This window comes from Streptomyces sp. NPDC048671, from assembly GCF_055587045.1.
On the sequence record NZ_JBVJHB010000014.1, the window covers coordinates 140,924 to 156,023 of the forward strand.

9 protein-coding genes and 2 pseudogenes are annotated in these 15,100 nt (G+C 65.2%); 7 read left to right on the forward strand and 4 right to left on the reverse strand.

What is annotated here, in order from left to right:
* Nucleotides 1-86 precede the first annotated feature (86 nt).
* Nucleotides 87-746 carry a bifunctional DNA primase/polymerase gene (locus tag ACZ6S6_RS27510; RefSeq protein ID WP_469707219.1) on the forward strand — a complete coding sequence of 220 codons (660 nt, stop codon included), beginning with the start codon at nucleotides 87-89 and terminating at the stop codon, nucleotides 744-746.
* A 103-nt stretch (nucleotides 747-849) separates the two neighbouring features.
* Here the strand turns inward: ACZ6S6_RS27510 and ftsY are convergent, their stop codons facing one another.
* Nucleotides 850-2,046 carry a signal recognition particle-docking protein FtsY gene (gene ftsY / locus ACZ6S6_RS27515; protein WP_469707221.1) on the reverse strand — a complete coding sequence of 399 codons (1,197 nt, stop codon included), beginning with the start codon at nucleotides 2,044-2,046 and terminating at the stop codon, nucleotides 850-852.
* Between the two features lie 277 nt (nucleotides 2,047-2,323).
* Here ftsY and ACZ6S6_RS27520 point away from each other — a divergent pair, with 277 nt between their 5' ends.
* From ACZ6S6_RS27520 to ACZ6S6_RS27530, 3 genes are read left to right on the forward strand one after another with little or no spacing between them, the layout of a single operon-like run.
* The gene (locus tag ACZ6S6_RS27520; RefSeq protein ID WP_469707223.1) at nucleotides 2,324-3,439 is read left to right on the forward strand and encodes a tyrosine-type recombinase/integrase; all 1,116 of its coding nucleotides are present in this window, start codon (nucleotides 2,324-2,326) and stop codon (nucleotides 3,437-3,439) included.
* A complete protein-coding gene (locus tag ACZ6S6_RS27525) occupies nucleotides 3,436-3,771 on the forward strand; it encodes a helix-turn-helix domain-containing protein (RefSeq protein WP_469707225.1) in 336 nt (111 codons plus the stop codon). Before ACZ6S6_RS27520 ends, ACZ6S6_RS27525 begins: the two co-directional genes overlap by 4 nt.
* A gap of 1 nt (nucleotide 3,772) precedes the next feature.
* Complete coding sequence (locus tag ACZ6S6_RS27530) at nucleotides 3,773-5,248, forward strand: hypothetical protein (protein ID WP_469707226.1); 1,476 nt, start codon at nucleotides 3,773-3,775, stop codon at nucleotides 5,246-5,248.
* Nucleotides 5,249-5,270: 22 nt separating this feature from the next.
* Here ACZ6S6_RS27530 and ACZ6S6_RS27535 read toward each other — a convergent pair.
* Nucleotides 5,271-5,713: pseudogene (locus ACZ6S6_RS27535) on the reverse strand (transposase family protein); the annotation flags it as partial.
* A 172-nt stretch (nucleotides 5,714-5,885) separates the two neighbouring features.
* Nucleotides 5,886-8,312: a hypothetical protein gene (locus ACZ6S6_RS27540; RefSeq protein ID WP_469707228.1), complete on the reverse strand. Its 2,427-nt coding sequence runs from the start codon at nucleotides 8,310-8,312 to the stop codon at nucleotides 5,886-5,888.
* 687 nt (nucleotides 8,313-8,999) lie between these two features.
* Between ACZ6S6_RS27540 and ACZ6S6_RS27545 the strand changes: the two genes are divergently transcribed.
* The 3 genes and pseudogenes from ACZ6S6_RS27545 to ACZ6S6_RS27555 all read left to right on the forward strand — a co-directional run bounded on the left by ACZ6S6_RS27545 (nucleotide 9,000) and on the right by ACZ6S6_RS27555 (nucleotide 13,471).
* Nucleotides 9,000-10,817 carry a pentapeptide repeat-containing protein gene (locus tag ACZ6S6_RS27545; protein ID WP_469707230.1) on the forward strand — a complete coding sequence of 606 codons (1,818 nt, stop codon included), beginning with the start codon at nucleotides 9,000-9,002 and terminating at the stop codon, nucleotides 10,815-10,817.
* A gap of 274 nt (nucleotides 10,818-11,091) precedes the next feature.
* Nucleotides 11,092-12,448, forward strand: a pseudogene (locus ACZ6S6_RS27550) (purine-cytosine permease family protein).
* A 57-nt stretch (nucleotides 12,449-12,505) separates the two neighbouring features.
* Nucleotides 12,506-13,471: an LLM class flavin-dependent oxidoreductase gene (locus tag ACZ6S6_RS27555; RefSeq protein ID WP_469707232.1), complete on the forward strand. Its 966-nt coding sequence runs from the start codon at nucleotides 12,506-12,508 to the stop codon at nucleotides 13,469-13,471.
* Nucleotides 13,472-13,496: 25 nt separating this feature from the next.
* On the opposite strand, the gene ACZ6S6_RS27560 is transcribed toward ACZ6S6_RS27555, so the two are convergent.
* Nucleotides 13,497-14,915 (reverse strand): sugar porter family MFS transporter, encoded by a 1,419-nt coding sequence (locus ACZ6S6_RS27560; protein ID WP_469707234.1) that lies wholly within the window; start codon nucleotides 14,913-14,915, stop codon nucleotides 13,497-13,499.
* Nucleotides 14,916-15,100: the final 185 nt, after the last annotated feature.

A 15,100-nucleotide genomic window follows, 5' to 3' on the forward strand; every position in this document is an offset into this window, starting at 1 on the left:
GATCGGCAGAAACAACAGGAACGGCGGAGTGTCACAAGAGAGCTCCGGTCCGTAACCACCGGCGAGTTGGACCCGTTGGAGGGGGCATGGGCTTCACGATCGGCGGCATCCGCGAACTGCGATCCGGCTCACGGCGCCGCGGCCGTGCGGCCGAGGGCACCGCGGTGGCCGAGTACACGGGGCTGTGGGGCTGGGCCGTCACACCGGGTGCGCGGGCCGCGGACGGCAACTGCTCCTGCGGGGAAGCCGATTGCCCCTCCCCCGGCGCGCATCCGCTGGACTTCGCGCGGGAGGTCCCCGCCGGGGCGACGCTGGAGACGGCGGCGCGCGCCTGGGCCGAGGTGCCGGGCGCCTCGATGCTGCTGCCGGTGGGCCGCGGCTTCGACGTCCTCGATGTCGCCGAACAGTCCGGGCGCCGGGCGCTGGTACGGATGGAGCGGATGGGGCTGCCGCTGGGCCCGGTGACGGTGACGCCGGACGGCCGGGCGCAGTTCTTCGTGGCTCCGGGCGCCGCGGCCGGACTCCCCCAGCTGCTGTACCGGATGGGCTGGGACGACGCGGGGCTGGATCTGCGGGCGCTGGGCCTCGGCTCCCACATCACCGCACCGCCGTCGGACCAGGGCGGCCTCGGACCGGTCCGCTGGCTGCGGTCACCGGCCCTGGACACCGCGGCGGCGCCGCCGGAGGCACGGCTGCTGCTGGGCACGCTGGCGTACATCTGCCACCGCTGGGCGGCCTGCGGCTGAGCCACAGGCCTGCGACTGAGCCGCCCAGGGGGCGGTCCGTCCCAGCTCAGCGAGAGCCCGGCCGCACGGGTCATGCGGCCGGGCTTCTTTCCGCCTGCGGGTCTCAGTCCCCGATCAGGGCGTCCACGAACGCCTCCGGGTCGAACGGGGCCAGGTCGTCCGGCCCCTCGCCGAGCCCGATCAGCTTCACCGGTACGCCCAGCTCGCGCTGGACGGCGATGACGATGCCGCCCTTCGCGGTGCCGTCGAGCTTGGTGAGGACGATGCCGGTGATGTCGACGACCTCGGCGAAGACGCGGGCCTGCACCAGGCCGTTCTGCCCGGTGGTGGCGTCCAGGACGAGCAGGATCTCGTCGAGCGGTCCGTGCTTCTCGACCACCCGCTTGACCTTGCCGAGCTCGTCCATCAGGCCGGTCTTGGTGTGCAGCCGGCCCGCCGTGTCGATCAGTACGACGTCGGCGCCCTCGGCGATGCCTTCCTTCACCGCGTCGAAGGCGATCGACGCCGGGTCGCCGCCCTCGGGCCCGCGCACGGTGCGGGCACCGACGCGCTCGCCCCAGGTCTGGAGCTGATCGGCGGCGGCCGCCCGGAAGGTGTCGGCCGCGCCGAGCACGACGCTGCGGCCGTCGGCCACGAGCACCCGGGCGAGCTTTCCGGTGGTGGTGGTCTTGCCGGTGCCGTTGACACCGACGACCATCACGACGCCCGGGGTGTCGACGCCGCCCTCCGTCCTGACCGCACGGTCGAAGTCGGTGCCGAGCAGGGTGAGGAGCTCCTCGCGCAGGAGCGAGCGCAGCCCCTCGGGGGTACGTGTGCCGAGGATCCGGACGCGCTCCCGGAGCCGTTCCACGAGCTCCTGGGTGGGGGCGACGCCGACGTCGGCGGTGAGGAGGGTGTCCTCGATCTCCTCCCAGGTGTCCTCATCGAGGTTGTCCCGGGACAGGAGCGTGAGCAGCCCCTTGCCGAGGGAGTTCTGCGAGCGGGCGAGGCGGGCCCGCAGCCGTACGAGACGGCCGGCCGTGGGCTCGGGAACGTCGAGCGCGGGGGCCGCGACGACCTCCGGAGCCTGCTCGTCGGCGGTCTCGGCGGGCGGGAGCCCGACCTCCTCGATGGTGCGGCGCGATTCGTCGCGCGGCGTCTCGGCCTCCTCGCCGACATGGGGCTCGGCGGGAGGAGTGATGGTCGGCGTGCTCGACGGTGCCGGGGGCAGCTGCTTCTTCTTGCGGCTGCTGACCACGAGCCCGCTGATCACGCCGACCGCGACCAGGGCGATGACTACAGCAAGGATGACGAATTCCATAACCCACCCAGTATCAGTCACGAAAGGTGGGGAATCGCAGAAGGTGCGAACCCGTGACGGTGCGCGTACGAGCAATCACGGCCCACCGGAGTCCGTCCAGCAGAACACCTCTGAGCTGCGTGTCTGGTGCAGTCGAGAGTGTTTATACATGTCAGCACAGGGCTACAGCCGCTCCTTCGGTCTCCACCCACACAATGTGATGACCGCGCGTGTCCTTGCTCTGACCAGCGTCGTTCGCAGAACATGCGAATTTTTCGCGATCCATGCGAGGCGGCCCATGGCGCCCATTGACGGATCGGCTCACCTGTATCTGGCGGCCGGTGTGCCCCTACTGCGCCCGGAGGACCAGGTCTTCCAGGCAATGCTGGACGGCTGGCGCAACCAGCAGCTGGCCCGCAATCTCAGCTTCGGTACGGTCGAGCAACGAGAAGCGCTCATCCGGCGCTTCCGAGCCTTCACCGACGCCGACCCGTGGCTATGGACGGCCGCGCACGTGGACGAGTTCACCACCGAGGCGCGAGGAGTCCGGCGGAACAGCCGCTCGACGGTGCTCGGCTATCAGACTGGGATCAGGCTCTTCATGGGCTATCTCACCGATCCTGCCTACGGCTGGTCGACCGAGTGTGAGACACGGTTCGGCACCCATCCCGTGCAGGTCTGCCATGAGTGGAACACTGCCCGCCACACCCAGGAAGCCCAGGCAGGGCCCGGCAAGCGAGCCCTCACTCACAACGAACTGCAGGCGCTGTTCGACCACGCCGACGAGCGCGCCGTGGCCGCGCAGTCCTCCGGCCGCAAGGGGTGGCTCACCGCCTTCCGCGATGCCACGTTGCTGAAGGTCGCATACAGCTGGGGCCTGCGCCGCAACGAGGTCCGACGCCTCGAACTGTGCGATCTGGGCAGCAATCCCAAGGCTCCGGAGTTCGGCAGCTACGGCATCGTCCACGTCCGCTTCGGGAAGGCCATGCGCGGTTCACCGCCCAAACGGCGGGCCGTGCTCACGGTCCCATTGTTCGACTGGGCAACGGACGCCCTTGGGCAGTGGGTCGAGGAGGTCCGCCCGTTGCTCGCAGAGGCCGACTCCCCCGTTCTTTGGCCCTCGGAGCGAGGATCGCTCCTGTGTCTCTCCTCCGTGACGTCCCTGTTCACGCGCTGCCGGCACGAGCTGGGGCTAGCGGAAGGACTGGACTTCCACTCGCTGCGGAGGTCGTACGTTTCCCACCTCATCGAGGCCGGCTACGACTCTCTGTTCGTGCAGCAGCAGGTCGGCCACGAACATGCGTCGACCACCACGATCTACACGCATGTTTCCCCCGATTACCGGGCCCGCACCGTGCGGGCTGCCCTGGATCGCATCGGGCACCGAGTGACTGTGGGGGAGGTCGCTCCATGAACCGTTCGGTGACGTACTCCTGGCGTTTGCGGGAGATCATGGCAGCACGCGGCCTCAACAACATCTCCGACTTGATTCCGCTTCTCAAGGATCGGAGCATCGACCTGTCAGCCTCACAGATCTACCGCTTGGTTGGCCAACGTCCGGAACGCCTGTCACTGGCCTTGCTCGGCGCCCTCTGTGACGCGCTGGAGTGCAGCGTCGAGGACCTCTGCCGATTCGAAGTACAGACCACTCAGCAGCCCCGTCGAGCGGCCTCCGGCGGGCCCACGGTCATCGACCTGAACAGCACCATCCGCCCGCGACGGGCACGAGTACGACGGACTGATTGATATGCCCCGCTGCAAGAAGCCCTGCGCACGCTGCGGCGTCGTCAACGGCCGCTACGGCGTCGCCAAATGGCCCGAGGGATTCGTCTGTGGCCGCTGCTACTACCGTGCCATGCAGTGCCGCGGCGCCTGCCCAGCCTGCGGCGTCGAACGGCTCCTGCCCGGCCTCGACGCAGACCGTGTCCCCATCTGCCGCGATTGCGCGGGCATCCCCCGTGACTTCCACTGCACACGTTGTGGGGAAGAAGCCGACCGCGGCCGTCGAGGCCTCTGCCATCGCTGCTGCCTCCAGGACGACCTGGCAACCCTTCTCGATGACGGCACAGGCCAGATCGCGCCGCCGCTGCGTCCGCTCGTCGATGCTTTGGTCACCCAGGATCGACCGGTCAGCGCCCGGCTGTGGGCCCGATTCCCACACGTCAAGACGCTCCTGCGCGGACTCGCAGACGGCAGTCTGCCCCTCGACCACGAGACCTTTGACAACTTCACCCCACGGCAGGCCGCAGAGCACACACGCGAACTTCTCGTCACTACCGGGATCCTGGCAGAACGTAACCGGGCCGAGGTGGAATTTTTACGCTGGCTGGAGTGGAAGACGCCGCAAATCGCCAACCCCGAGGATCAGCAGCTAGTTCGCCGCTTCGCCACCTGGCACCATCTACGGCGTCTGCGTGAGCTCGATGCCCGCGGGGCTGTCGCACCGACGACCGTGGCCCGGGCCCGCGCCGACGTCCGTGCCGGAGCGGACTTCCTGGCCTGGCTGCGGGAGCGCGGCCGCACCCCTATGACCTGTACACAAGGGCACGTGGACGAATGGCTCGCCACCGGCACAGGTACCCGCCGCAGCGCGGCAACCTTCGTGCACTGGGCCGTTCGCACCCGCGTCATGGCCCCGGTCGACTTCCCCTGGATCCGCTCGGCCAAGCTCGATTCCATCGGCCAGATCGAGCGACTGCACTTCCTCCGACGCATCGCCGAAGACAGCTCTATCCGTCTCGAAACCCGAGTACTCGGGCTACTCGTCCTTCTCTTCGCTCAGCCAGTGACACGGATCTCACGCATGAGCATCGACGACATCGAGATCACCGACGAGGAGGTCATCGTTCACCTCACCGGTGGGGAACCCGTCCCTGTTCCCCACCCCTTTGACCAGCTCTTTCGCGACTACCTGCCGCAACGACGCCACACGACAACTGCCCGCAACAACCGCACCCGCTGGCTCTTCCCTGGCGCGGTCCCAGGGCAGCCCTTGGCAATCGCAACCCTCCACAAAGGCCTGTGGGACGGCGGTATCCCCATCCGTCGCGGGCGGAACTCAGCCCTGCGCGATCTTGTCCTGGAGATGCCGCCGGCACTGGTAGCCAAGGCCCTCGGCTACAGCCCCCTAGCCACCGAACTACACGCCGCACGAGCAGGACGCCCATGGGCGGGTTACGCATCCATCCGGCGCTACCACGGCAAGCAGCTCCAGATCTTCTGAGGGCACTGAGCTTTCCCCAACCTCATGTTGATGCGTCGTGAAGGACGAGGACGGCCTTCACAGCGTCGGTGATTCGATTGGTGCTGCAGCGGAGTTCCCGCAGAAGGCGCAATCCTTCAGGGCAGACGTGGCCTGCTCACCGAGACAGCGGGTCTTTGCGTGGATGGTGTTGGGGCGGCGTTTCCGCCGCTTGAGGCGCCAGCCCCGAAACGGTACCCGGACGGGTCCGCCGGCGCCTTGAAACGCCTTGTCCGCCCAACATTTAGGTCCTGCTTCGGTAAAGGACCGATGATCCCGTGCTGCCGCGCGGCAGTCAGGTCGTGAGCCGAGCCGGGCAGAGTCGGCAAGGCCCAGAGCAACCGTCCGAACGGATCGATGAGAATCTGCACGTTCATGCCGTGCGGGCCTATGCTTCCCGGAGTAGGGGGTGTCGACTCGGTTGATCGGCAACAGGGTGTTGTCCAGTCAGGAACTCGCAAGGTGCGGTTGGCCAGATCAATTGAGGACAGATAGAAGAGCGGGCGAAGCTCCTGCCAGTGTGCGGGTGGACTTGGTCGAGAACCCGTCTGCCAGGAGCTTCATCGGTCCAGCTCGCGGTCAGCACCGCCAGTTGGATAAGGCTCACTACAACTTGCAGTTAGTCATCATACAGATCGCCGCGAACCATTAGCTCCGCGTTGGGCACTTGGCTCATCCGATTTTTGAATTCTTCCGAGACAGGCTTCGTCGTCGCGAAAATGACCCTAGCGGGATTTTTGATCGGCATCTGCGCAATCTGATCGAACTTTACAACGTCCCTCAGCTTTAGCGTCTCCGTCTTGCACTCCCCAAAGATGATTTGACCGTCGAGAATACAAGCAACGTCCATCTCGCGACTCTCACCCGGACCGGAGAAATCGATCAGATCAATCTCGGGAGCATAGTGAAACGCCGCATTTGACTGCGACTTAAGTTTATAGAGCACCTGAGCTGTAAGGTGCGAGTTCTTCTCATAGAACTGGTAGACGGTCTCAGCGAGCTTGTAGCACCACCGAGGCTCCACCATGCCGTTCTTCCAATGCTTCTGCGTAAACTTTTGCTGGAAAGAACAACGATTACACGTGAAGGTAGAAGATAGGGCGTCCATGCTGTACCAAGAGGAAAGGCTGCACCTCTCACACTTGAGGATGTATCCCCGGTAAATAATCTCCTTGGTAAGCATGTCATCTATGAGATCCGCTGCCGCCTGCGGGCTGCCCATGCATTCCGAAAACGCATCAAGGTCTAGATAAGAGCGCTGGTCGGTTCGGACGTAAAAGACACCGCTCTCGGCATTCTTATTGGTCTGCATAAACTTATCTAGAATGGATCGGGTCATCTTGGCCTTGATGAACTCACCCAACGCATTGAGGCCACCGAAACGACAGATCGCGTCATTGAAGTACTTGCCCTTATCCGAGTACCTTGCCGTGATGCCAACATTCGCGAAATAGAAGTTGATGAGACTCAACGCGTCTGGCATCTCAATCTTCGGCCGAACCATGATGGCATCAAGGTCAGTGCCGAAAATCATAGAGTTCGGACACAGGTAAGCGATTCCGTCGTTAGCCACTCGCGACTCAGTGGTCGAGTTGTGAAGATTAGCAAGCTTCGGCCCCAGCGTCGGTAGCGACGGCGCTTGGTATCCTTCGATTTGAAGAGATGTCAGCCAATAGTGGTCGGGGAGCCTGATTGAGCTAAAACTCTTGGGCTTCGGTGTATCAAAGGGACTGACGCTCTTCCCATCAACGAACACCATACTGCGATGGTTGACGTAGTTGTCGATCTCGTAGACTCGAAGCACGCAAGAGGTAGATATGCTGTCAATGGGCACACAATCAATCTTGGACACAAACTTGTCAGGCTCAAAGTACGCGAGCCTTCCAATCTGGGTGCGATAGGCAACGAGTTGCCGCTGACTAAGACTCATGCTGCACAACTGCACATGCTTGGCGCTATGACCGTAACGAATTAGGGAGGAAACAACAGCGACAAGCTCGCGTGCGCCTTGCTGCTCTAGCGTGAATTTTTCTACTTCCAGTCCCTGCTCATGACGTTTCCTGGCCGCATTCCGCGCCTTAGTAGAAGAACGCAGCCAGGCCTGTGGAATCCACCGAATTCCGTCATGCATACGGGACAACGAGTAATAGAAGCAAAAGTCCTCTACAGTGTCGCCAAGCACTACCACCACTGGTTCTTTATCTGACCGGTGATTGCCGGCCCTGTAATATTGCCCCAGGTGCAACATACTTAGACCGAATGGAGTGTTTGACATAAACTCTTCATCTAGGTGCGGTTCTTCATGCTCACCCAGGAAAGGACGTTGCGGTCCTTGCACATGAGTCAAAACGTTTGTCAGTTTATACGTGTCTGGCACTCGCCTCGCGGTGAACCCAGCTTCGCTAATATCGTCGACATACTCGCTACTCCCCACTCCCGTCTCAGAATGGACGAGTAGCTGAAAAGTTGGGTCACTAATTACCGGCGGGAGCCTCACGAATCCAATGTGTCTGGTTGTCGCCGAGATAATCTTTGCGATCTTCGTGAAAGGGTACCCGAAGCCTGACGTACTGGTCAGATACTGGTCGACCGCATCACTGTGATGAAACGGACTCAGTCGGTAGATGAGCTCCTTACTTAGGCTTTCACTGATGATCAGCTCATCCACTTGCGACTGCGCAGCGCTACTCGTAAACCAATCCTCGAACTCTGCGTCGGTCCAATCCCTAGTTTGTTGGCCATTTTTATGAAAATGCTTGATCTCCGCATATTTTTCTGGGCTGGCTTCTTCGAAGTCAGTGAATGTTAGATTGCAGACTGCGAGATAATCCGGACTGTAGGCCTCAAGCAACTCCCAAAACTTGTCTTCAATCACTTCCCCATCTGTGGGCACGATCAGAAAATAGCGGCCGCCCCACACTTGAGATGCTTGGGTGATGGCAACATTGGCCACTTTCCTCCAATATTCAAGATTTTTGTTAATGAAAATGGCGCACCGAGGCGGCCGCACTGTTGCGGTAATGTTTTGGTAAGTCGACTCGCTCACGATGCGTCTCCTTGAAGTACCGCACAGCATTAATTGAAGATCGCCAAAGCGAAACGATGTCCAGTGAAACCCTGAGAACGGCCCCCACCACCAATCGTCTGACCATGTATCACTGGTGACATCGGAACACGTACGACGCTAATTCTGGCAGGTTGCCACGCGTCCACTATTGCGACCAAAAATAGGCTGCGCCAACAGTTGATTTCTTGCTCGTTGCGCCGGAGTTGGATCCGAATTCGTCTCAGCTCCCATTCTCCCCTTCGACTCCTGTTGATCAATACCCTTCGCCTCTACTCACCGTGTCCTCGTTTCGGGCCGGACCATCGGCTCTCCAGCTGGGCACTGGAGTCGGAACCGACAGGCTCGACGTACGGCACACACCGCACGCAAATCATACCCATACCGCTACTCTCCGTAACTTTCTGCCGTGTTCGTGCGAACTTCTGCCGTGAACCCGTGAATCCCTACCGTTATCTCGGGTGTCGAGCGGGCGACAGGCAACAGGCATGTGAGGCATGTGTGCCTCAATGCTCCGTGCCTGACGGATATCTACGGGTTCTTCAGGCAAGTACGGCATCTTCGCGGCGTGGGAGCCTCCCCCGACGCTGCTTGTCAGCGTCGAGCCTGAACCGTTCCCGTCCGCAGGGCGTCCATATGGGCACCCTGACACCGTGGAGCCGCCGCACCATGAGCACATCCGAACCGCCGCCTTGGTCGCACTGCGCACACGGTGCAGATCCTGCTGCCGACCCCGTTGGTTGCCGCGGCATCCACCTCCCCGGCCACACCGTATGCCTCGCCCACCTCGCCGACGACGAACGCGACGCCTACCTGGCCGTCCTGACTCCCGGCACCAGCATCGACCACCGGGGCACCAACTTCACCGAACCTCTTCTCAACGCCCTCCTCAACGGCCTCCGCGACCCCGAAACCGGGCATCCCCGGTTCGGCCATGCCAAGTTCGAATTGGCCACCTTCGAGGGCACCGCCTTGTTCGAGTCGGCGATCTTCGAGTGCGACGCCTTGTTCGAGTCGGCGACATTCAAGGGCAGCGCCAACTTCGCATCGGCGGCTTTCAAGGGCCAAGCCGGGTTCAGCCAGGCGACCTTCGAGATGGGGAGCGCGGGGTTCGGCTCGGCAACCTTCGAGGCGGCGACCTTCGAGAGCCGCGCCGAGTTCGGCCTGACGACCTTCGAGGTCATCGCCCAGTTCGATTCGGCGACCTTCAAGGGCGACGCCGGGTTCCTCATGGCAATCTTCAAGGACATCGCCAGGTTCATCTCGGCCACCTTCCAGGGCGACGCCCTGTTCATGGATGCGACCTTCAAGGGCAAAACCTGGTTCGATTCAGCGACCTTCGAGGGCGACGCCGGGTTCGAGTCGACGACCTTCGTAGCAGCTGACCAGTTCGGACCTTTGGCGTGTGCTGGACGGGTTGTGCTGTCCGGTGCGGCGTTCGGTGGCCCGGTGACCCTCTCGTTCGCTGCGCGCCGTTTGGAGTGCCTTCGTACTCGCTGGTCATCGACAGCGGAGATCCGCCTGCGTTACGCCACGGTGGACTTCGCTCATGCGGTGTTCGAGTACCCCCTCACGATCGCCGCCGAGCCGGATCCGTTCGTGCTCACCAACGGCCGACAGCTCGCCGAAGATCCCTTTCCGATCCTGCCGATCCCCTGCGACCCCAGGGTGCGGGTGGCGTCGCTGCGTGGGGTGGACGCCGCCCATCTGGTCCTCTTAGACCTCGATCTTTCGGGGTGCCTGTTCGTCGGCACCGTGCACCTGGACCAACTCCGTCTGGAGGGGGCCTGCACTTTCGACACCGCCCCGCCCGCCGCGTGGTGGCGCTGGCCGCCCGTGCGGTTCACCGAGCGCCGCGTCCTGGCCGAGGAACACCACTGGCGTGCCAGCCAGCCGGGAGCAGTGCAGGGCTGGAACGTGGCAGTCCTCGGCGCTGGACGCGCCGGGCCGTTGCAGCTGGCCCCGGTGTACCGGGCTCTGCGCAAGGCTTTCGAGGACGGCAAGCACGAGCCGGGGGCCGCGGACTTCTACTACGGGGAGATGGAGATGCGCCGCCACGCCGACGACATCCCCCGCAGTGAACGAGGGCTGTTGACCGCGTACTGGGCGTTGTCCGGCTACGGCTTGCGCGCCTCCCGGGCCCTGGCCTGGCTCGGCGCCGCCATGCTCCTCACCATCGTCTTACTGATGGCTGTCGGCCTCGCCCAGGACACCCCGAAGCAGACCGCGACCGGCACCGTCCCGGCCGGCGGGGGCAAGGTCACCTTCGAGATCGACAAGGACGATCCGCAGAACCCCACCGTCAATCGGTTCACCGGCGAGCGCTTCGAGAACGCCCTGAACGTCACCCTCAACTCGGTGGTGTTCCGCACCTCCGGACAGGAGCTGACCACCGCCGGCACCTACATCGAGATGACCTCCCGCCTGACCGAACCCGTCCTTCTCGGCCTGGCCGTCCTCGCTATCCGCAACCGCGTCAAACGCTGACGGCCCAGCCCCAGGCTGGCGAAGCCCTGTGACCGGTTCGGCCGAACCGTTCCCGGCTACGTGCCCTACTTGCCTGCGCCACCGCCTTCTTCGAGCTTCTGACACCTTGCACCCCTTGCCCTCCGGGCGGGAACTCGCGACGTCTCAATATCCGACGTCGTCAGTCTGCGGCGACAAACGAGGAATGGCCGTCCCGCCGGGCGGCGGACGGGCGGCGCCTCCGAATTCACCTGAGCGATATGAGCCGTATGCCGGGAAAGGTGCGATTCCGCGCGTGGAGACCCGTGGCCTGGAACCCGTGCCGGACGGCGAGCGCACCGGCCGGGTCCGGAGCCCTCTTCCCTACCTGGGTCGCGGCCAATATGACCGTGCTGCTGCTCACCCTGGGCGCGGGCCTCATCGTCTTCGACGCGCTGAGCCTCTGGCAGGTGCTGATCGTCGCGGCGGCGGCCCCCGTCCTCTCGTACGGGATGGCCGGACTGGTCTCCGTCGCGGGGAAGCGCGGCGGCGCACCCGGCATGGCGCTCTCCCGGGCCGTCTTCGGGCAGCGCGGCAACCTGGCGCCCGGCGCGCTGATCCGGGTCGCACGCTGGGGCTGGGAGACGGTGAACACGGTCACCGGCGCGTACGCCGTGCCGGCCGTGCTCGATCCGCTCTTCGGGGTCCGGAGCACCCCGGCCCTGACCATGGTGACCCTGACGGCCTTCATGGCGGCCGGCTTCCTGCTCTCGGGGCTGGGGGCGCGGGCGCTGCGGGTGTGCTCCACCTGGTCCGCGTGCCTCTTCGGCGGGTTCAGCGTCCTCGTGCTGGTCCATCTGGCCGGTACGACGCCGTGGCGGGCCGTCCTGGACCAGCCGGCCGGGCCGACGCCGATGATGGTCGCGGGCATCGGCACCGGCCGCCGACGGCATCAGCTGGGCCCCCACGGGTCCCGACTTCACCCGCTATCCGCCGCGCACCGCGTCCGGCCGGGCGATGGTCGCGGTGACCGTGGGCGGCGCGGGAATCGTGTTTCTGCCGTTGGTGCTGATGGGAGCGGTGATGGCGGTCGGCACGCCGGAACTGGCCGTCACCCGGGAGCCGGTCTCCTTCATCGGCGCGTTACTGCCGGACTGGATCTCGGTGCCGTATCCGCTCGTCGCCGTGCTCGGCATGGTGCTGATCAATGCCATGTCGATGTATTCGGCGGGTTTCACCGCGCAGACGCTGGGATTCCGCGTCCCGCGCACCTGAGCGGTCGCGGTGAATGCCGCGATCAGCCTGTTCCTGGGTGCGCTGCTGATGATGGCGGCGAACAGTTTCATCGATTCGTTCGTCTCCTTTCTGAACCTGCTCGCGGTGACGTTCTCGGCCTGGATCGGGGTCTTCGGCGTGGACCAGCTGCGGGGGCGCGCATACGATCCGGCGGCGCTCATGGACACCACCGCCACCAGCGCCTACTGGCACACGGGCGGCTTCGCGTGGCCGGGCTGCTCCTCACCCGCGTGGAATGGTTCAGCGGTCCGCCCGCCACCACATGGGCCGGGCGCGACGGACTGGGCTGGGCCGTCACCATCGCCGTCTCCGGCGGTCCGTACGCGGCGCTGCCGCGCCCCGGCGTACGGCAGCGCGGCACACCCCTACACTTCTGACGCTGCGTCAGCTACTGTCCGGCCTCGCCCAGCCCGCCCGGCGAAGGGGAGAGTGTCATGGCCTTCACAGTCGTCCGGTTCAACCTCGTCGATCCAGCCGCCACGCCCGCCTCGCTCTCGGCCCGCTACCGCGCGGCCCTGGACATGGCCGCGTACGCCGACGAGCACAGCGTCGACACCGTGCAGGCCGAGGAGCACCACGGGGCCGCCAACTCCTGGCTGCCCTCCCCCTTCGTCCTCGCCGGTGCCGTGTTCGGCGCCACCGGCCGGATCGCGGTCACGGTCTCCGCGGTCATCGGGCCGCTGCACGACCCGCTGCGGCTGGCGGAGGACATCGCGGTGCTCGACCTGCTGAGCGCGGGCCGGCTCGTCACGGTCGCGGGGATCGGCTACCGGCCCGAGGAGTACGAGCGGGCGGGCGTCGAATGGGGCAGGCGCGGACGGCTCCAGGACGAGCTGCTGGAGACGCTGCTGCTGGCGTGGACCGGGGAGCCGTTCGAGTTCCGCGGCCGCACGGTCACGGTCACCCCGCGTCCTTTCACCCGGCCGCACCCGCTGCTGCTGGTGGGCGGCAGCTCGCGGGCGGCGGCGCGGCGGGCGGCCAGGCTGGGGCTGCCGCTGTTCCCGAGCGCGCATCTGCCCGAGCTGGAGGCGTACTACCACGAGCAGCGCGCGGAGCACGGCACGGAGGGCTTCTGCATGATGCCCGCGGCCGAGACGCCGTTGCTCCATGTGTCCGAGGACCCGGACCGGACGTGGGCCGAGTACGGGGAGCACTTCCTGCACGAGGCGCGTACGTACGCCTCCTGGCAGTCCAAGGACATCCGCTCGGCCGTCCGTTCGGTGGCGACGACGGTGGCGGAGCTGCGCGCCGAGGGCGTCTACCGGATCGTCACCCCTCAGGCGTGCGCGGAGCTGGGCCGGGAGCTGGACAGCCTGGTGCTGCATCCGCTGTGCGGCGGGATGCCGGTCGAGGAGGGGTGGCGCAGCCTGCGGCTGTTCTGCGAGGCGACCGGCGGCTGAATGGAGCCGGGAACGGGGGTGCGGATCAGCCCATCTCCTCCAGCGCCTTGCCCTTGGTCTCCTTGACGAACTTGATGACGAAGGGGATCGAGAGCGTGGCGAAGCAGGCGTAGATGATGTACGTGCCCGACAGGTTCCAGTCGGCGAGGCTCGGGAAGCTCGCGGTGATGGCCCAGTTGGCGATCCACTGTGCGGACGCGGCGACGCCGAGCGCCGCGGCGCGGATCCGGTTCGGGAACATCTCGCCGAGGAAGACCCAGACGATGACACCCCACGACAGGGCGAAGAAGAGCACGAACACATGGGCCGCGACGAGCGCGACCACGCCCTGGGTGTTGGGGAGTTTGCCGTCGACCAGGTTGGCGGAGAAGGCCCATGCCTCGAAGGCGAGGGCGACGGCCATACCGCAGGAGCCGACGAGGGCCAGCGGGCGGCGTCCCACCCGGTCCACCAGGACCATCGCGATCACGGTGCCGATGATGTTGATGATCGAGGTGGTGAACGAGTAGAAGAACGAGTCGGTCGGGTCGATGCCGACGGACTGCCACAGCGTCGCCGAGTAGTAGAACGCCACGTTGATGCCGACGAGCTGCTGGAAGACCGACAGGCCGATACCGACCCAGACGATGGGCAGGAAGCCGAAGCGGCTGCCCAGCAGATCCTTGAAGGTCGACTTGTGCTCGCGGTGCATCGCGGTCTCGATCTCGGTCACCCGGGCGTCGAGGTCGACCCCGTTGCCCTCGACCTCCGACAGGATCTGACGGGCCCGGTCCTTCTTGCCGACCGAGATCAGGAACCGCGGCGACTCGGGGATCGCGAAGGACAGCAGCCCGTACAGGACAGCGGGCACGACCATCACGCCGAGCATCCACTGCCAGGCTTCGAGGCCGGCGATCTTGCCGCGCTGGTCGCCGTCGGCGATCTGCAGGATGCCGTAGTTGACCAGCTGGGAGATGGCGATGCCGATGACGATCGCCGCCTGCTGGAAGGAGCCGAGACGGCCGCGGTAGGCGGGCGGCGAGACCTCGGCGATGTACGCGGGGCCGATCACCGAGGCCATGCCGATGGCGAAGCCGCCGATGACGCGCCAGATCGCCAGGTCCCAGAGCGCGAAGGGGAGCGCGGAACCGACGGCGCTGATGGTGAAGAGGACCGAGGCGATCTGCATGCAGCGGATGCGGCCGATGCGGTCGGCGATACGGCCCGCGGTGGCCGCGCCGATCGCACAGCCGATCAGGGCGATGGCGATGACCTGGGCGAGCGTGCCGGAGCCGATGTCGTACCGGCTGCGGATCGCCTCGACGGCGCCGTTGATGACGGAGCTGTCGTAACCGAAGAGGAAGCCGCCCATCGCAGCGGCTGCCGTGATGAAGATGACATGGCCGAGGTGGTCCGGGTGGGCCGCTCTGGCTCCGGACTCCGGTCCCTGCGATGTGCTGGTCACATGAACTCCTGGTACCTGGCCGCGAGCGCAGGCGTGGGGGGCGAGCTGTTCCCAGTGGCGCATAGGTTCACCACTGCCACCACTTGAAGACGAAAGCGGCGACAACGGGGGTTATGTCTTTGATTCCCGAAGCCGATATCGCACTTCTTGCGGGCATTCACCCCAGGAGCATCGAGCGGACTCGT

Coding starts and splice junctions, on each gene's coding strand:
- ACZ6S6_RS27510 (WP_469707219.1), top strand. CDS start 87: ATGGGCTTCACGATCGGCGGCATCCGCGAACTGCGATCCGGCTCACGG.
- ftsY (WP_469707221.1), bottom strand. CDS start 2,046: ATGGAATTCGTCATCCTTGCTGTAGTCATCGCCCTGGTCGCGGTCGGC.
- ACZ6S6_RS27520 (WP_469707223.1), top strand. CDS start 2,324: ATGGCGCCCATTGACGGATCGGCTCACCTGTATCTGGCGGCCGGTGTG.
- ACZ6S6_RS27525 (WP_469707225.1), top strand. CDS start 3,436: ATGAACCGTTCGGTGACGTACTCCTGGCGTTTGCGGGAGATCATGGCA.
- ACZ6S6_RS27530 (WP_469707226.1), top strand. CDS start 3,773: ATGCCCCGCTGCAAGAAGCCCTGCGCACGCTGCGGCGTCGTCAACGGC.
- ACZ6S6_RS27545 (WP_469707230.1), top strand. CDS start 9,000: ATGAGCACATCCGAACCGCCGCCTTGGTCGCACTGCGCACACGGTGCA.
- ACZ6S6_RS27555 (WP_469707232.1), top strand. CDS start 12,506: ATGGCCTTCACAGTCGTCCGGTTCAACCTCGTCGATCCAGCCGCCACG.